This is a genomic window from Sporosarcina ureae (genome assembly GCF_002109325.1).
Classification (GTDB): Bacteria; Bacillota; Bacilli; order Bacillales_A; family Planococcaceae; genus Sporosarcina; species Sporosarcina ureae_C.
Map to the genome: position 1 here is coordinate 1,986,615 of NZ_CP015348.1, position 18,281 is coordinate 2,004,895.

An 18,281-nucleotide genomic window follows, 5' to 3' on the forward strand; every position below is an offset into this window, starting at 1 on the left:
TCCTGAGCGGATAACCGTTCAGGATTTTTGCAAATTAATTGATTTTGTTTTGAATTTCATCCATCAATTGTTTTGCGCCTTCAGGACTCAAAATTAGCTTACCGTCGATCAAACGAAGATTATCGTCTGATACTTCTCCAGTAATAGAACATGTCATATTAGGCAAGTACTTTTTCAAGATAATTTTGTCATCGTCCACGTATATTTCTAACGCGTCTTTTTGCTCAATACCAAGCGTGCGACGCAGTTCAATCGGGATTACAACGTGGCCTAGCTCGTCAACTTTCCTTACAATTCCAGTAGACTTCATGAGAAGAATTCCTCCTACACTATAGATTTAACATTCGTCAAAATTCGACATATTTCTTTTGTCTATTAAACATCATACCAACTCTTCCAATAACCGTCAATCATCATAACTTAAATAAACACTATTATTTTTTATTAAATTTTTGACAGGTAAAAAATGAGAGATGTTGAATGTATGAGGATTACAGACAGTGAGCAAGCTGAAAGAAGTTATAGGAAGTATAGGGTTCGGATGATAACATGGCACTTTTGTGCAATATCCGATAAAATGAAAGTACACATCAAATATTTGGAGGAATTACACGTGGAGAATCAATCTAAAACATTTTATATTACAACACCCATTTATTATCCAAGTGGGAAATTTCATATAGGAACGGCATATACAACAATCGCTTCTGACGCTATGGCGCGTTATAAGCGTTTGCGCGGATATGACGTCAGATTCCTAACTGGAATGGACGAGCATGGACAGAAGATCCAAGAAAAGGCAGAAGAAGAAGGTCTATCGCCCATTAAATATGTTGACGGTATTGCAGACGTTGCGAAGGACCTATGGAAACTGATGGATATCACGTACGATGACTTAATCCGTACAACAGAAGATCGTCACAAGACAGTCGTTGAAAAGATATTCAAGAAATTCCTTGATAATGGAGACATTTATAAAGGAAAGTATGAAGGATGGAAATGCGTGCCATGTGAATCATACTTTACCGAGTCGCAACTTGTTGACGGGAATTGTCCGGACTGCGGCCGCCCCGTTCACCGCGTAGAAGAAGAGTCGTACTTCTTCAACATGAAGAAATACGCAGACCGCTTACTTGCGTATTATGAAGAGAATCCTACATTTATTGAACCAGAATCACGCAAAAATGAAATGATCAATAACTTCATTAAACCTGGACTTGAGGATTTATCCGTTTCTCGTATGTCATTTGACTGGGGAATTAAAGTGCCTGGAGATCCAAAGCACGTTATTTACGTATGGGTCGATGCATTGACAAATTATATTACTGCTCTTGGTTATATGTCCGATGACGAATCTTTATTCAATAAATACTGGCCAGCGGATGTTCATGTAGTAGGGAAAGATATTGTTCGTTTCCATACAATCTATTGGCCGATATTCTTGATGGCACTTGATCTTCCTTTGCCAAAAAAGGTATTTGCACATGGATTCATCATGATGAAAGACGGCAAAATGTCTAAATCTAAAGGTAATGTAGTGTATCCAGAAATGCTCGTTGAACGCTATGGCCTCGATGCTACACGTTATTTCTTGCTTCGTGAATTACCGTTCGGACAAGATGGTGTATTCTCACCGGAGGCATTTGTCGAGCGTATTAACTATGACTTAGCGAATGATTTAGGAAACTTATTAAACCGAACCATCTCCATGATCAATAAATACTTCGATGGAGAAATTTTAACAAAGGATCTTGTGCCGACGGAGTTTGATGCGCCGTTACGTGATATGATTCAGCATACGGTGAAGAAATATGAGACTTCTATGGAAAAAATGCAGTTTAGTGTCGTACTTTCTGACGTGTGGGCATTGATTTCCCGCACAAATAAGTATATTGATGAGACATCTCCATGGGTATTGGCAAAATCAGAAGAAGATCGCATGAAACTAGCGTCCGTTATGTATCATTTAGCATTATCTCTTCATCATACAGCAATACTCTTGCAGCCATTCATGACAAACGCGCCTAAACAAATGATAGAACAACTGGGTCTCACTGAAGATTCATTGAACTGGGCTTCATTAGATGAAGGCTATGCTATTCCTGCAGGTACAAAAGTTATCAAAAAAGGTGTTCCCATCTTCCCGCGTCTTGAAACAGAAGTAGAAGTTGAATATATTCGTCAGCAAATGGCGATTACGGCACCTGCTGAAGTAGAAGAGAAGGTAGAAGAAGTGAAAGAAGAAACAAATGAAATTACGTTTGAGGCATTCATGAATGTAGATATGCGTGTAGCAACTGTCACAGCATGCGAAAAAATGCCGAAAGCTGACAAGTTGTTGAAGTTGCAAGTGGACTTGGGTTACGAGCAACGTCAAGTCGTGTCTGGTATTGCGCAACATTACAGCGCTGAAGACGTAGTAGGCATGAAAGTAATAGTTGTTGCGAATTTGAAGCCGGTTAAACTGCGTGGAGAATTATCACAAGGTATGATCTTGGCGGGCGAAAAAGACGGTGTGTTAAAACTTGCAACAGTCGATCCTTCATTAGAGAACGGCGCACAAGTAAAATAAGTTAATAAAATACAAAGCTGTCATCAGAAGTCGGAATTAACGATTTCTGATGACGGCTTTTTTCATTTTGACATGAATTGAGTGAGTGGAGAGTAAGATGCGTAGGGTAATAGTGCTGAGTACTAGTCAGGAAAAACTAATAAGGACGCTATCAGCACTACGGTTTCTTAAAATCTTGAAGGGAGAATACAGCACGAGTTGATCGGAGTGGAACGCGTCGCACTAGAATGCAGATCAACGGCTCACACCCACTACCCAAGTTTTATGTCATAAATGTTACAACAAACCTATAAAAGCCAATAGTTTGCCATATACACCCCAATGGCTCAGCATGTCTACTAGTAAAGCATTCCTGGTTGACTAGACAGAATTAACAAACTACTTGTTACACAACTGTAATACAAATGAGATGAAAGACACAAACAAAAATTATAGAATAGGAAACAGTGTTAGGAGAGATACTATGTTTATTGATACACATGTTCACTTAAATGCAGATCAATACGAAGAAGACGTGGAAGAAGTCATTCAACGTGCAATTGATGCAAACGTAGAAAAGATGGTTGTAGTTGGGTTTGATACAAAAACTATCAACAAGGCCATGGAATTAGTAGAACAATATCCATTCATCTATGGCGTTATTGGCTGGCATCCTGTTGATGCAATAGATTGCACAGAAAGCGATCTACAATGGATCAAGGAATTAGCAGCGCATCCAAAGGTGGTCGGAATCGGAGAAACCGGTCTCGATTATCACTGGGATAAATCGCCGAAAGACATACAGCAAGAAGTATTTCGCAAACAAATACAGTTGGCTAAAGAAGTAGATTTGCCAATCATCATTCATAACCGCGACGCAACAGGCGATGTAGTTCGCATTCTACAAGAAGAAAATGCGGCGGAAGTCGGAGGGATCATGCATTGTTACGGCGGCAGCGTGGAAACAGCTAAACAATGTATAGATATGAACTTCTTCATCTCGCTAGGTGGACCTGTAACATTTAAAAATGCTAGAATGCCGAAAGAAGTAGCGACACAGATTCCGCTTGACAAGCTACTGATCGAAACGGATGCACCATACTTAGCGCCGCATCCTTATCGAGGGAAACGTAATGAACCTTCTTATGTACCACTGGTGGCAGAAGAAATTGCCCGCTTAAAGGAAGTATCGGTTGAGGAAGTAGCCAAACAAACGACTGCAAATGCATTACAACTGTTTAAGATTCAGTGAACGATTTATGGCGATTATTTGTCTTACACGTCTGAAAAGATTCTAGTTGGCAAGGATAGGTAGTTTAATAGTTTGACAGTGAAAAATAAACGCTATATACTCAGCCGAGTAATGAAAGGGGAAACTTTTACATGTCTCAGAAGAATAATAAGGGTATGCGTATTGCAGTTTTATTCATGGCAATCGCATTATTCGTAGCAACAACGTCACTCGTATTGATTGACGGGAAAAAGAAAAACGTCTCAATGGATCTTAATGGAAAGCAAATAGAATTACGTACAGCAGAAGCTACGGTTGGAGAAGTATTAGCGGCAAATGACGTAAAAGTAGCAAAACATGACATAGTAGAACCGGCAGTCAACACGCCAGTTGAAAACGATACAGCAATCAAATGGCAAAAAGCTAAACAAGTTATGATTGATGTAGATGGCAAGACACAAGAGCTATGGACAACAGATGCTACAGTAAATGATGTCTTGAAGACAGCGGGAATTGAAATCACTACACATGATGAAATCGAACCTGCTCTAGAAACGAAGATTACAGACAATCAGCCAATTGCGATTGCAAAAGCATTTCCTGTTACGGTTAAAGACGGTGGAAAAGAAAGTACTGTATGGTCTACTCAAACTACAGTGAGAAAGTTTTTAACGGATCAGAACATCCGTCTTTCAAACTTGGATAAAGTAGAAGGTGACACAAGTGCGAAACTAACAGCATCAAATGCAGTGGTAAACATCGCGCGTGTTGAAAAAGTTACTGATGTAGTAGTAGAACCAGCAGATTTCAAAACAAAGAGAAAAACAGATATGACAATGCTTAAAGGTGAAGAGAAAGTCGTCACGAATGGTAAAAAGGGTAAGTTACAAAAGAAGTTCCAAATCACGAAAAAGAACGGAAAAATCGTTTCACGTGAATTCGTTGGCAAAACAATGGTAGAAGAACCAACGGCCAAAGTAGTTCACGTAGGAGCTAAAGCACCTAAAGTAGAAGTAGCGGCTGCACCGGCAAAAGCGGCTACAAGCGCGTCGGCAAAATCTTCAAGCACGCCAGCAAAAGCACAAGTTGCAGTATCACGTGGCAACAGCGGGGAGCCTAGCGGCGGAAAAGAATTCTACGCTAATGCAAGCGCGTATACAGCTTATTGTAACGGATGTTCGGGAATCACAGCTACAGGCGTTAACTTGCGCGCAAATCCAGGTATGAAATTGATTGCAGTAGATCCGAGAGTCATTCCACTAGGCTCTAAAGTATGGGTGGAAGGCTATGGTTACGCAATTGCAGGAGATACAGGGGGCGCTATTAAAGGAAACCGTATCGACTTGCACATGCCTACAAAAGAAGCGGCTTATGCATTTGGTCGCCGTCAAGTAAAAATTAAAGTTATCAACTAATAAAAGCTAGCCGATAAGGAGAAGAAAAACTCTTCCTCTTATCGGTTTTTTCTGTTTCCTATCGGTAAGGTTGTATAGAATAGAAAAACGCAGTAAAATAGTAAGAATGATATCGTGAGAAAAGAGGAATGTTGTGAATATAGAAGAAGTAGTCGTAGTTGAAGGAAAGTCTGACACAGTGGCTGTGAAACGTGCAACAGGAGCAGATACGATTGAAACGAATGGTTCAGCAATCTCGGACAAGACCATCGAGCGGATACGTCATGCACAACAGACACGTGGGGTCATCGTCTTCACTGATCCAGACTTTCCTGGACGACGTATTCGGGCCATAATTGAAGAACAAATCCCTGATGTTAAACATGCGTTTTTACCGAAGAAGGAAACTATAGCGAAAAATGGTCGTGGTTTAGGGATTGAACACGCGAATGATGAAGCGATTCGTCAAGCGTTGGCTTCTGTTTATACAGTGAGCGAGCATACAATAGAAGAGATACCGATGGCTGTATTATTAGAGGCAAGATTGATCGGTCACAGTGATTCGAGAAAGCGCAGAGAACGTTTGTCAGAATTACTGCATATAGGACAGGTAAACGGCAAAGGATTGAAGAAACGACTGGAGATGTTCCGAATTTCTATCGCAACATTCAATGAAGCGATACAAGTTCTTGACGAGGAGGAAATGACAACTGATGTATAAAGACATAGCAACGCCAGCGAGAACGAAAGAAATCTTGCAAAAGCATGGTTTTTCATTCAAGAAGAGTTTAGGTCAAAATTTCTTAGTGGATTCAAACGTACTGCATAACATCGTCTCGCATGCAGCGATCACGAAAGATACAGGGGTAATTGAAGTAGGACCAGGAATCGGTGCGTTAACAGAGCATCTTGCACGGCAGGCAGGTAAGGTTGTGGCGTTTGAAATAGACGGTCGACTGTTACCCGTACTCGAAGATACGATGTCACCTTATTCGAATGTCACCGTCATTCATCAAGACGTATTAAAAGCGGATATTCATCAAGTGATTGAAGAACAATTTGCAGACTATGAAGACATCGTAGTTGTCGCCAATTTACCGTATTATATTACAACGCCGATCATAATGAAATTCTTGATGGAAAAAGCTCGCGTTAGTCAGCTTGTTATTATGATGCAAAAAGAAGTAGCTGATCGAATAACGGCAGTGCCTAGCACGAAGGCATATGGTTCATTATCAATCGCTGTCCAGTACTATATGGACGCAGAAGTATCTATGATTGTGCCGAAGACAGTGTTCATTCCGCAACCGAACGTGGAGTCAGCCGTACTTAGTTTGACGCGCAGAGAAGAGGCACACGCTCCTGTAGCGGATGAAGACTTCTTATTCACTGTGACGCAAGGATCGTTCTTGCATCGCCGCAAGACGCTGTGGAACAATCTTCAAGCATCGCTACCTGAGGGGAAAGAAAAAAAGGAACTGATTCAACAAGCATTTGAACAATCAGGTATAGATCCGATCCGACGAGGGGAAACATTATCGATTGCAGAGTTCATTAAACTGGCCAATGCACTATACCCTCACTTTGGCAAGCTAAAACCGGAATAAAATTAATGACAATTTCATATGAAAAAATAGTGAATTTCATCATAAAGTAATTGACAAAGACATAGACAAACTGTTAAAATAAAAATTTTATTGACAAACGCATGTAAAAATGTTATGCTTATATTTAGTGAGGTGTAAGTAACATGCCAAAAACATTAGCAGACATTAAAAAGTCACTGGACGCTCATTTAGGGAAACGTCTTCACTTGAAAGCAAATGGTGGTCGTAAGAAGACGATCGAACATGCTGGAGTGTTGCGCGATACGTATCGTGCCGTTTTCGTAGTAGAGTTGGATCAGGATGACAATGCGTTTGAAAGAGTTTCTTACAGCTATGCTGATATTTTAACCGAAGCGGTTGAAATAACAGTTCTTGATGGTTCGGACCAAACAGCGTTTATCATCAAGTAATTCATCATGCTATTTTAATTTATTTCCTAGTGAATCCGCCAGAACTTCTTGGCGGATTTTTTATTATTTTGCATAAACGAAGTGTGATTTTCTCTAAATGGCTCATATTACATATGTCAGCCGAAAAGGAGGAAACTAAAATGGCGAGAAAAGGCGTCATGTCAGATCAATTGAAAGTAGAAATCGCGAAAGAGCTTGGCTTCTATGACGTTGTTCAGAAAGAAGGCTGGGGCGGTATTCGCTCACGTGATGCAGGAAACATGGTAAAACATGCAATTGAAATGGCAAGTAGACAAGTGGAGGAAAAGAAATAATCCAACCAATGTCCGTAGAATCCAAAACAGGCTGACAGATAGAACTGCAAAGGCATAATTGCTTTGCGGTTCTTTTTTTGATAAATGAGAAGGCTATATACCGGTCATATTGACTGGTATATAGCCTTTCGATCATATTAAATTACTTACGCTTCCACTGTACACTGTCACTAGGGACATTCGCACGTGTCCACCATTTCGCTTCATATAGATTGCCGTTGTACATCACATGGTCGCCAGTAACGTATACATTTGTAGTACGCCATTGTGGCACGCCTGTAGCAGCGGATTTTACTAATGTCCAAACCGCTGAATCGCCAGGAAGATCTCCACGTGTCCACCACTTCGCTTCATATAAATCGTTATTATATAGAACTTGATTCCCTACTAGATAGACTAGTTTCTTTTCCCACTTCTTCACGTCAGCATTGATGATCTTGATGAATTTCCAAACATCCTTTTCCCCTGGAGTATCACCGCTCGTCCACCATTGTGCTTCGTAAACGATTCCTTCATGTAGCACTTGATTCCCTACCGTATAAACGTTCTTCATCTTCCAGTCGCGAATCTCCGTGGTAGAAGACTCAAGTAGCATCCACACGGCTGAATCACCAGGGAGATCACCGCGAGTCCACCATTTCGCTTCGTATAAGCTGCCTTCAAATCGTGCCTGGTCTCCTTCTACATAGACAATACCTTGATCCCATTTGACCGTGGGTTGAGTTGGTTTGTCCTTATCGGGCTTTGGCTGTGTTTCAGGTGCTAAGCTTGGTTTGCTTGGCGTTAGAGGTACCATGTCCACAGTTTTGTCGGGCTCAGTCGGTTGTACTTGTTTACCGCCGAAATCAGCATCAATCACATTGTAGAAAGCATTCTTTGTATCGCCGATGTTCCATACGGCTAGAATTACATGATAACCGGTCCGTTCAGGTATGTTACAAGTATGTTTTACTTCGGAAAGCGGTCTTTGTTTCTTCCCGTCTACTGTACAGAACTTTTGGAGATCAGCCCGTTTTAATGGCTGATTCGTATCCCATCCTGTCCGTGTTATGTAATATTCCCATGAAGCAGTCACATGTGGTGCTGTAAATTTCCATTTGAATTGATTGGTACCTTTTTTCATCGGTACCTTTTGCCAACGAAGGCGTGTTTGTGTATCTAACTCGAAGAAAATATTAGCACTGGCAATTTTCCCGTCTGCTGGACCGCCTATCGGGAAGTTCCCGGGTGCTTCCAAGCTTTGTGGTTCATAAATTATTTTACCGCAGTTCTTATTATCTCCTTGCTTGCATAAAAGTGCTCGACTTTCGGGTTGGCTTACATATCCGTGCGCAGATGCTTGGTTGGTAAATGAAAAAGTCGCAAGCAGGACAATTAGCGCACCAAAGAAGATAGGCAAGACCGCTATGCGGGACATTCGTAACCACATTTGTTTCTTCCTCCTTATAGTTTGGAATAACTATGTTTTATATGGCTTCATCATAGAACCATTTTCCGTAAGAATCAATGTTTGAAATACAGCACTATTATAGTAAATTCAATTAGTAATTAACAAAAATGTGTCGCGAAAGAAATATTTGACAGTAATAATGGATAATAAGTATAACTATATACCTGTTAAGAAAAGTCTATATATACAGGAATTCGGTGTTTAATTGATGGCAAAATAAGAATTTATACTTATCAATATTTATAACGTTGTGTTGCACAGCACAAAGTTGATAGTTTATTCTGACTAACCATTACATATTCAGTAGTGATATAGCGTTGATGTCTTTGGAAAATAGTACTGTATGTATATATATGTACAAATGGGGTGTATACAAGTAGCGAATTTAGTACGTTTGTGTAGTAAAACAACATGTTTTAACGTTTTCATCTTATACCTAAATTAACATGATATAGTCAGTACATATTATGGGAAAAGGGGACCAATACGTATGAAAAAGATTTTTACAGTAATTTTGCTACTTGTTTTGACACTATCGTCAGCTCCTACAACACATGCTTCTACTAAAGTATTTACAGATGTTCCGAAAACTCACCCGAACTATACGGCTATTATGTATTTATTGGAAAACAAAGTGATTGAACCTACTGCGCATTTTGGGTTAAACGATAAAGTGACACGTGAAGAAGTAGCAATTATGGTGGCTAAAGCGACAGGGCTTGATGGAAAGAAAACGAAGACGAAGTTTAAAGATGTTCCCGCCAGCAGATACTCATCTGGCTATATCAACTCTGCGGTGAAAGCAGGAATTATAAACGGCTATCCCGATGGTACATTTAAACCGACGCAAAAAGTAACACGTGGACATATGGCTGCATTCATTGCGAATGCGTTTAAACTGACGAAAGAAAAAGATATTCGATTTAAGGACGTACCGAAGGGTTCTACTGCGTATAATGCGGTGCGTAAGCTAGCTTTTGAAAATATTACCTCGGGCTATCCGGACGGCACGTTTAAACCGAATGAAACACTGACTCGTTCGCATATTGCTGCATTCGTAGCAAGAGCTATGGATCCCGCATTCCGACCTGTGCCGCCTGTCATGGTTACAAGAGGTATTCATTTTGGAATGGATCCTGCACAAGTAATGAATGTCGAATCAAAGTCACCAGCTATATTGCTGTCCAATTTACGTGAAGGAAATAAACGATTATTGATCTACCGGACTACAAAGTATAATTACTATACAGATCTAATTTACTACTTTGAAAATAATAAGTTGCAGTTCATAAGTTATGACTTTATGGGTGGCGAAGACTACTATCATACTTCAGGTGAGATGTTTGCAATATACAATGAATTAAACGAACAGGCACAACGTGAATTCGGAGCAGACTATTACTCGGACACAGATAATGAAACTACATTCAATTCAGGATGGGAAAAGACCGGATACGTAGTAATTCTTACAGTGAATGATGACAATGTAAGTACTGCCGCTAATTTAGTGTATTTGCCGCATTCAATGTTAAAGTAACAGGTTGTTTATTGGAGTTACAAAGTGAAATATCTTTGTAACTTTTTTCTATTACACAAAACGAACGTGGAAACTTCAAATTTTTACAATTTACGTTATGCTAGAGTGAACAGTCACTATACGTTTTAGAATTCTCAGGGCTGTTTTAGTCGCCCGAAATGGTAGGAGGGGAAATGGTGAAGAAAGGCAATTTAGGACGAGCTCTATTTGCAGGTATCTTTGTCGGTATGATCAGCTTCATCAAAGAGTTGTTTTTTCCAGAACTGAATTCTTTTATATCTATTGCGCTTATGGTAGTCGCTGCTTTAATAGGTTATTCGTTGGGAAATAAAATATGGGTCAGACGTGAAGAAGAGAGAAACACTAAAACTACTACATAATCTTTTAAAGGGAGGTTAGTAAAGATGTGGAATCAAAATGACTTAACAAAAGAATTGGGTATTACCTATCCCATTATACAAGCAGGAATGGCTGGCGGTACGACCACGCCAGAACTGATAGCGGCTGTATCCAATGCGGGTGGTTTAGGTACACTGGGCGCGGGCTATATGAAAGCAGAAGACATGAAAGCAACAATAAAACAGATTAAGGAATTAACGAATCGACCTTTTGGTGTCAATTTATTTATTCCCGAGACATCTGATCTATCCAAAGAAAAGATTAAGAAGGCTAATGATTTATTACGACCATACCGTGAAGAGTTACATGTTTCAGAGCCAGAAGTGAAAATGATATCTACAGCAAACTTTGAACAGCAAATAGAAATTATTATACAAGAAAAAATAGCAGTTTGTAGCTTCACGTTTGGTGTTCCGACTAAGGACATAGTCCAACGACTAAAAGCAGATAACATCCTCGTCATGGGGACTGCCACGACAGTGAAAGAGGCAATGATCAATGAAGAGTCGGGTGTGGATATGGTCGTCATGCAAGGTAGTGAAGCAGGTGGTCATCGAGGTACGTTTTCGGGAAGTTTCGATGATTCTATGATCGGAACGATGTCGCTTGTACCGCAAGCTGCGGACGCAGTGCAAATCCCGGTTATTGCAGCCGGAGGAATAATGGACGGAAGAGGCGTTTTGGCAGCTCTTACACTTGGCGCGCAAGCTGTTCAAATGGGGACGGCTTTTGTAACGGCTATTGAAAGTGGCGCAAAATCACAGCACGCCGACGCCATTTTACATAGTACGGAAGATCAAACTGTCATCACATCGGTATTTAGCGGCAAGCCAGCTAGAGGCATTCAGAATGAGTTTATAACGAAAATGAAACCTTATGAAGAAAGTCTGCCTGATTATCCTATAATGAATACATTAACAACAGGAATACGCAATGAGGCCGCTAAGCAAAATCGTCCTGAATGGATACATCTTTGGAGCGGACAATCGCCCCGTTTGAGTAAGAAGCAACATGTTGCGGACTTACTAGCGGAAATCGTTTCCCAAGTAGAGAAGATCATACGCAATAGATGATAGGAGGATGGATGATGGTTAAACATAAAATCTATACAATGAGTTTCGCGAGTGTGTATCCATTGTATATTAAAAAGGTAGAGAGAAAAGGACGTACAAAGTCGGAGGTCGATGAAATCATTCATTGGTTAACGGGATATAACCAACAGGAGTTGGAAGCGCTAATTGAAAAACAAACAGACTTTGAGACCTTCTTTTCTGAGGCTCCTAAGTTGAACCCTTCTCGGACGTTGATTAAAGGTATTATATGCGGTATTAGAGTAGAAGAAATTGAAGAGCCAACGATGCGAGAAATTCGTTATTTGGATAAGTTAATTGACGAGTTGGCGAAAGGGAAATCGATGGAAAAGATTTTGCGTCAATAAGAACTGAAGTTGCAGTTGAACAATCAAGTTGTAGTAAAGCAAATGTCTAATGACTGCCCTATCAAAATTAGAGTAAAGAACCGTGTATTTCTTTGCGGTTCTTTTTTTTATTAATCCTCCTATGTTCTATTCATTCTGTGGTAATATATGAGCAAGAACAATGCTGTGGGGAGGGAGCTTTTATCATGATTTACGAAAAGGCGCCTGCGAAAATCAACTTAACATTAGATGTGTTAAGCAAAAGACCGGATGGCTATCATGATGTCGAAATGATTATGACAACGGTTGATTTGGCAGACCGTATATGGCTTCGTCCAACGACGGATCATGCTATTACAATTAAATCGTCTCATCGATTTGTGCCGAATGATCGCAAAAACTTGGCGTATCAGGCAGCGGATTTATTGCGTAAGCGCTATAGCTTGGATTATGGAGTTGAAATTACTCTGGATAAGAATATACCGATTGCCGCTGGACTAGCAGGTGGTAGCTCAGATGCAGCTGCAGCTCTTCGTGGATTGAATCGGCTGTGGAATCTCGGGCTATCACTTGATCAATTAGCGGTGCTTGGTTCCGAAATTGGCTCAGACGTGTCGTTCTGTGTATACGGTGGCACGGCTATTGCAAGGGGACGTGGAGAAGATATCACTCATCTACCAGCTCCACCTAATTGCTGGGTCGTGCTGGCGAAGCCGACAATTGGCGTATCGACAGGCAATATCTATGGTCAGTTGGACTTGTCCTCCATTTCGCATCCCCAAACGGAGCGTATGATGGAAGCTTTGCAGGCAAGTGATTATGACAAGATGTGTGCTTCGCTAGGAAATGTACTGGAGCCCGTAACGATGGGTCTCCATAAAGAAGTTGTCATACTTAAAGAACAAATGGAGCGTTTTGGGGCAGATGCTGTTTTAATGAGCGGTAGCGGTCCGACAGTCTTTGGATTAGTGAAGCATGAATCGCGTGTACCAAGAATCGTCAACGCCTTGAAAGGGTTCTGCCAGGATGTACATGCCGTACGTATGCTTGGTGAACGTATTGTAGTTGATTAATACCGGACGATTATGATAGTCTACTTATAAATCATTCGGATTTAGGAGTCGGTATTATATGAAATGGAAAAGAAGTGAAAGGCTTGTCGATATGACGCGTCATTTGCTGGAAAATCCACACACACTCATTTCTTTGACGTTTTTTTCGAACCGGTATTCAGCCGCCAAGTCCTCAATTAGTGAAGATCTTGGTATTTTGAAAGAGACATTTGAAGAAAGCGGTACGGGTCGTTTAATCACGATTTCAGGTGCGGCTGGCGGTATTAAATATATTCCGTTAGTCAGTCGTGAGGAGATAAAAGAAGTCATTCATTCATTAATGAACGAACTTAGAAAGTCAGATCGACTACTTCCAGGTGGTTATTTGTATATGACTGATCTGTTAGGAAATCCCAGGTTTCTTGATCGAATCGGCAAAGTAATTGCGACAGCTTTCTATGATAAAGAAATTGATGCAATTATGACAGTTGCGACAAAGGGCATTCCTATCGCCCACGCGATTGCGCGGCATTTGAACGTACCTGTCATCGTCGTTCGAAGAGATAGCAAAGTGACGGAAGGTTCTACTGTCAGCATTAATTACGTTTCGGGTTCTGCGCGCAGGATCCAGACGATGGTGCTGTCGAAGAGAAGTATGCAGAGCGGTCAGAAAGTATTGTTGACAGATGATTTTATGAAAGTGGGCGGCACGATGCAAGGTATGAAGAGCCTGCTTGAAGAATTCGACTGTGAACTTGGCGGAGTGGCGGTTTTGGTGGAAGCTGAACATCTCGAAGAAGTTCTGGTAGATGATTATCTTTCATTGGTGAAACTGCATGCGGTTGACGAGAAACACCGTAAGATTGAGCTGGAAGAAGGAAATTATTTCACGAGAGGCGGTAATGAGTTATGGAATACGTAAAAACAGAACAAGCTCCACAAGCAATTGGACCGTATTCACAGGCAGTAAAAGTGAACGGAGTAGTGTACACGTCTGGACAAATTCCTCTGACGCTTGCTGGGGAAGTAGTAAGCGGCGGAATCGAAGAACAAACGAATCAAGTTCTTCACAACCTAAAAAAAGTACTTGAAGAAGCAGGTTCAAGTTTACAACAAGTCATTAAAACGACAGTATTCATTCAGGATATGAATGAATTCGGAGCGTTAAACGCCATTTATGAAGAACACTTCGGTGAGCACAAACCGGCTCGCTCGACAGTGGAGGTGGCACGCCTTCCAAAAGACGTACGAGTGGAAATAGAAGCAATCGCGCTTTGTCAATAATAGAAATTGAAATCCGCCATGATCAGCATAAGATCATGGCGGATTTTTCTCGTTATGGCATAATAATTAGGCTAAAAGTAGCCTGACATTTGAAGTATTATACAAAAATTTAAAAATTCACAAAAAATTCTATTTTCATTTGACGGGAAAACTAGTATTATAGAATCAGCACAAGTATTATGGTTAAAATGTAATCATACCAACTAACCTAGAATACGTTCAGTGTCAGTAGACAACAAGGGAGTGGGGAAAATGGAGATCACAGATGTGAGATTACGCAAGGTAGACACGGAAGGTAGAATGAGAGCAATTGCTTCCATTACGCTTAACGATCAATTTGTCATCCATGATATCCGAGTCATCGAGGGGAATGACGGATTATTCGTGGCAATGCCGAGCAAGCGCACACCGGATGGGGAGTTCCGCGATGTGGCACATCCGATTAATTCGGATGCACGAACTAAGGTACAAGAGTCCATCCTGGCAGCATATCATCAAGTAGGCGAGCAGCAAGGGGAATTGCAAGAGGCTGTTCTATAATTTTATAAAGTAAGACAGCGTTTCCATATGTCGTATCCACAAAAAAGCCATCTATTCGAGTAGATGGCCTTTTTGTTGTTTTGAAATAGTAATGGAAAAGCTAGAAATGGGATAGGGGATGGGATTTTCGTTGCGAGCGGACGCTTTCCCATGGGCTCTCGGTGAGCCAACCAGGTCGCAAGCTCCCTTTTGGTTGTCTCTCCTTTCGAGCTGATCCATCGGGAGTCGCCGCTCGCAACGAAAATCCCTGCATTGTAAGTAGATAATACTTATTATTGTCCATAGAAGTTAGGTTTGTATTTTTATGTACTTGAACTTAAACAAGTTAAAAGACAACAATAAATTACACATTACCGCTAGTGAGTGATCTATATCTTTCCGCTATCTATGTAGGATTGAAGCGGAAGCTGGGGCGACTCCGAGTGGATCAGCGTGCGCCTTGAGACCCTGGACGGAGCTGAAAGCGGAGGAAGCGGCTCAAGCCACGCCCACCGGAAAGCGTCCCCAGCTGGAGCTTCAATCCCCTTGTACTCAAAACGTAACTCTCCATTTCAATGACACTTTGGTTAAAACTTTTATTCCTATACCGATATATTCGCAAAAAGATTAACAATCATAAAATAAACCTATGTAATTGTCAAGGGGATATGCTTGAAAAAGTCAGTCATTTCCGATATAGTCAATTATGAATTTATCAAATAAGGATGGAGGCTGACAGATGGAAAACACATATGCGATCGTCCTAGCAGCAGGACAGGGCACGCGAATGAAGTCGGATCTTTACAAAGTACTTCATCCAGTCTGTGGCAAGCCGATGGTGGAGCATGTGATCGATCATATTCGTGATCTTCAAGCAGATCGGATTGTCACGATTGTCGGTCACGGCGCTGAAATGGTAGAGCAAACATTGGGCGACAAAAGTGAATACGCCCTGCAGGCAGAACAATTAGGCACTGCCCATGCTGTGCAACAAGCGGAGGCCGTACTTGCAGATCTTGACGGCACCACACTTGTCGTCTGCGGTGATACACCCCTAATCAGCACGGAAACGATGGCAGCACTCCTTGCACACCATCACGAAACAGAAGCGAAGGCAACGATACTTACTGCAATTGCAGATGATCCGACGGGATATGGTCGAATCATCCGCGCAGAGAACGGCGACGTAGTACGGAACGTCGAACATAAGGATACAAATGATGGAGAACGCCTCGTCAAGGAAATCAATACAGGTACGTACTGCTTTGATAACCGTGTGCTATTCGACACGCTGAAAAAAGTGAACAACGATAACGCACAAGGCGAATACTATCTTCCAGACGTATTAGGAATCTTGAAATCTGAAGGGCAGAGAATTTCAGCTTACACGACGCCAGACTTCCATGAAACGCTAGGTGTCAATGATCGTGTAGCATTAGCGAAGGCTGAAAAAGGCATGCGTCAACTGATAGCAGAGAAGCATATGCGTAATGGCGTCACAATCATCAGTCCTGAGCAAACAGTGATTAGTGCAGAAGCTGAAATTGGTCGTGACACGATTATACAACCTGGCGTAATCATTGAAGGCGCTACGAAGATCGGTTCGCAATGTATTATTGGTCCGAACAGTCACATTCAAAACAGTACGGTGGGCGACCACACGACAGTTCATTCTTCAGTTGTCCGTGATAGCGCTATAGGCAATCAGACGGCAGTTGGGCCATTTGCTCACTTGCGTCCTGAAACACAGCTCGGGGATCATGTGAAAGTTGGAAACTTTGTCGAGGTGAAAAAATCACGACTTGGTGACAGTAGTAAAGTTTCACACCTCAGCTATATAGGAGATACGGAAATAGGCAAGAATGTTAACGTTGGCTGTGGTACGATTACAGTGAATTACGACGGTAAAAACAAACACAAGACAGAGATAGAAGATTATGCCTTCATTGGATGCAATGCCAATTTAGTCGCACCAGTGACGATAGGAAAGAATGCGATTGTGGCAGCGGGATCCACAGTCACAAAAAATGTCCCTGAAAATTCACTTGCAATTGCACGCGTTCGGCAAGAGAATAAAGAAGGATACGTAAAAAACTAATCTTACCCAACCAACAGGAGGGCCATCATGGCAAATCATTATCCAAACGACAAACTGAAAATCTTTTCTTTAACTGCGAATGAACCACTTGCACAAGAAGTAGCAGAGCAAATCGGGCTTCCGCTCGGCAAACTCTCAGTCAAACGTTTTAGTGACGGAGAAATCCAAATCAATATCGATGAAAGCATCCGTGGCTGTGAAGTATTTGTTATTCAATCCACTTCTAATCCGGTCAACGATAATCTAATGGAGCTTCTCATTATGCTAGATGCCTTAATGCGTGCTTCCGCGCGTACGATTAACGTGGTAATGCCATATTACGGCTATGCACGCCAAGACCGTAAAGCGAGTTCACGTGAACCTATCACGGCTAAATTAGTTGCGAACTTACTAGAAAAAGCAGGAGCTGACCGCGTAATTGCAGTAGACTTGCATGCACCACAAATTCAAGGTTTCTTCGACATTCCAATCGATCACTTGATTGCAGAGCCGATCTTAACTGAGTACTTCCAGAGCGAAGGACTAGGGGGCGATGACTTGGTTATCGTTTCACCTGACCACGGCGGTGTAACACGAGCGCGTAAAATGGCTGATCGTATGAAAGCGCCAATTGCGATTATTGATAAGCGTCGTCCACGCCCTAACGTAGCGGAGGTCATGAATATCGTTGGCAATGTAGAAGGAAAGACCGCGATATTGATCGATGATATTATCGATACAGCTGGTACTATCACGATTGCTGCGAGCGCCTTAATTGAAAGTGGAGCCAAAGAAGTGTATGCTTGTTGTTCACACCCTGTTTTATCCGGACCAGCGATTGAGCGCATTAATAATTCTCAAATCAAGCAATTAGTGATTACGAATTCTATTAAATTGCCGGAAAGTAAACAATCTCCAAAAATCAAACAGCTATCCATTGCGCCATTATTGGCATCTGCAATTATTCGTGTGTTTGAGAACAAATCTGTAAGTACATTATTTGAGTGATGACAAGTTAACACTTGTCTTCTGATATTAA

Annotated in this window: 19 protein-coding genes; 17 read left to right on the forward strand and 2 right to left on the reverse strand. The window is 41.4% G+C overall.

The annotated features are described in order from the left end of the window. Positions 1-34: 34 nt before the first annotated feature. The gene (locus SporoP32a_RS09895) at positions 35-310 is read right to left on the reverse strand and encodes a transition state genes transcriptional regulator AbrB (protein WP_085427741.1); all 276 of its coding nucleotides are present in this window, start codon (positions 308-310) and stop codon (positions 35-37) included. A gap of 267 nt (positions 311-577) precedes the next feature. Between SporoP32a_RS09895 and metG the strand changes: the two genes are divergently transcribed. The 7 genes from metG (at position 578) to SporoP32a_RS09930 (ending at position 7,507) form a co-directional block, all read left to right on the forward strand. Next, positions 578-2,572: a methionine--tRNA ligase gene (gene metG / locus SporoP32a_RS09900; RefSeq protein ID WP_085429044.1), complete on the forward strand. Its 1,995-nt coding sequence runs from the start codon at positions 578-580 to the stop codon at positions 2,570-2,572. 463 nt (positions 2,573-3,035) lie between these two features. Beyond that, positions 3,036-3,803, forward strand: a complete 768-nt coding sequence (locus SporoP32a_RS09905; RefSeq protein ID WP_085427742.1) for a TatD family hydrolase — start codon at positions 3,036-3,038, stop codon at positions 3,801-3,803. Between the two features lie 131 nt (positions 3,804-3,934). Next, positions 3,935-5,197 (forward strand): G5 and 3D domain-containing protein, encoded by a 1,263-nt coding sequence (locus SporoP32a_RS09910; RefSeq protein WP_085427743.1) that lies wholly within the window; start codon positions 3,935-3,937, stop codon positions 5,195-5,197. A 133-nt stretch (positions 5,198-5,330) separates the two neighbouring features. Beyond that, positions 5,331-5,897: a ribonuclease M5 gene (gene rnmV / locus SporoP32a_RS09915; RefSeq protein WP_085427744.1), complete on the forward strand. Its 567-nt coding sequence runs from the start codon at positions 5,331-5,333 to the stop codon at positions 5,895-5,897. Beyond that, positions 5,890-6,783 (forward strand): 16S rRNA (adenine(1518)-N(6)/adenine(1519)-N(6))-dimethyltransferase RsmA, encoded by an 894-nt coding sequence (gene rsmA / locus SporoP32a_RS09920; protein ID WP_085427745.1) that lies wholly within the window; start codon positions 5,890-5,892, stop codon positions 6,781-6,783. Before rnmV ends, rsmA begins: the two co-directional genes overlap by 8 nt. Positions 6,784-6,926: 143 nt before the next feature. Next, positions 6,927-7,193 carry a biofilm formation stimulator Veg gene (veg, locus tag SporoP32a_RS09925; protein ID WP_029054863.1) on the forward strand — a complete coding sequence of 89 codons (267 nt, stop codon included), beginning with the start codon at positions 6,927-6,929 and terminating at the stop codon, positions 7,191-7,193. Positions 7,194-7,333: 140 nt separating this feature from the next. Further along, the gene (locus SporoP32a_RS09930; protein ID WP_085427746.1) at positions 7,334-7,507 is read left to right on the forward strand and encodes a small, acid-soluble spore protein, alpha/beta type; all 174 of its coding nucleotides are present in this window, start codon (positions 7,334-7,336) and stop codon (positions 7,505-7,507) included. 142 nt (positions 7,508-7,649) lie between these two features. Here SporoP32a_RS09930 and SporoP32a_RS09935 read toward each other — a convergent pair whose 3' ends face one another. Next, a complete protein-coding gene (locus SporoP32a_RS09935) occupies positions 7,650-8,936 on the reverse strand; it encodes a lytic polysaccharide monooxygenase (protein WP_085427747.1) in 1,287 nt (428 codons plus the stop codon). 511 nt (positions 8,937-9,447) lie between these two features. Between SporoP32a_RS09935 and SporoP32a_RS09940 the strand changes: the two genes are divergently transcribed. The 10 genes from SporoP32a_RS09940 to SporoP32a_RS09985 all read left to right on the forward strand — a co-directional run bounded on the left by SporoP32a_RS09940 (position 9,448) and on the right by SporoP32a_RS09985 (position 18,250). Next, complete coding sequence (locus tag SporoP32a_RS09940; protein WP_085427748.1) at positions 9,448-10,494, forward strand: S-layer homology domain-containing protein; 1,047 nt, start codon at positions 9,448-9,450, stop codon at positions 10,492-10,494. 173 nt (positions 10,495-10,667) lie between these two features. Then, positions 10,668-10,874 carry a hypothetical protein gene (locus SporoP32a_RS09945; protein WP_085427749.1) on the forward strand — a complete coding sequence of 69 codons (207 nt, stop codon included), beginning with the start codon at positions 10,668-10,670 and terminating at the stop codon, positions 10,872-10,874. A 24-nt stretch (positions 10,875-10,898) separates the two neighbouring features. Next, on the forward strand, positions 10,899-11,966 hold the full coding sequence (locus SporoP32a_RS09950) for an NAD(P)H-dependent flavin oxidoreductase (RefSeq protein WP_085427750.1): 1,068 nt from the start codon (positions 10,899-10,901) through the stop codon (positions 11,964-11,966). Between the two features lie 14 nt (positions 11,967-11,980). Next, the gene (locus SporoP32a_RS09955; protein ID WP_085427751.1) at positions 11,981-12,331 is read left to right on the forward strand and encodes a DUF2200 domain-containing protein; all 351 of its coding nucleotides are present in this window, start codon (positions 11,981-11,983) and stop codon (positions 12,329-12,331) included. A gap of 185 nt (positions 12,332-12,516) precedes the next feature. Further along, positions 12,517-13,383: a 4-(cytidine 5'-diphospho)-2-C-methyl-D-erythritol kinase gene (gene ispE, locus SporoP32a_RS09960; RefSeq protein WP_085427752.1), complete on the forward strand. Its 867-nt coding sequence runs from the start codon at positions 12,517-12,519 to the stop codon at positions 13,381-13,383. A 58-nt stretch (positions 13,384-13,441) separates the two neighbouring features. Continuing rightward, positions 13,442-14,284, forward strand: coding sequence for a pur operon repressor (gene purR / locus SporoP32a_RS09965; protein WP_085427753.1), 843 nt, complete (start codon positions 13,442-13,444; stop codon positions 14,282-14,284). Continuing rightward, positions 14,272-14,646, forward strand: a complete 375-nt coding sequence (locus tag SporoP32a_RS09970; RefSeq protein WP_085427754.1) for a RidA family protein — start codon at positions 14,272-14,274, stop codon at positions 14,644-14,646. The genes purR and SporoP32a_RS09970 overlap by 13 nt, the downstream gene beginning before the upstream one ends. Before the next feature lie 252 nt (positions 14,647-14,898). Next, positions 14,899-15,186: a septation regulator SpoVG gene (spoVG, locus tag SporoP32a_RS09975; RefSeq protein WP_085427755.1), complete on the forward strand. Its 288-nt coding sequence runs from the start codon at positions 14,899-14,901 to the stop codon at positions 15,184-15,186. Between the two features lie 718 nt (positions 15,187-15,904). Continuing rightward, positions 15,905-17,263 (forward strand): bifunctional UDP-N-acetylglucosamine diphosphorylase/glucosamine-1-phosphate N-acetyltransferase GlmU, encoded by a 1,359-nt coding sequence (gene glmU / locus SporoP32a_RS09980; RefSeq protein WP_085427756.1) that lies wholly within the window; start codon positions 15,905-15,907, stop codon positions 17,261-17,263. A gap of 27 nt (positions 17,264-17,290) precedes the next feature. Further along, the gene (locus SporoP32a_RS09985; protein ID WP_085427757.1) at positions 17,291-18,250 is read left to right on the forward strand and encodes a ribose-phosphate diphosphokinase; all 960 of its coding nucleotides are present in this window, start codon (positions 17,291-17,293) and stop codon (positions 18,248-18,250) included. Positions 18,251-18,281: the final 31 nt, after the last annotated feature.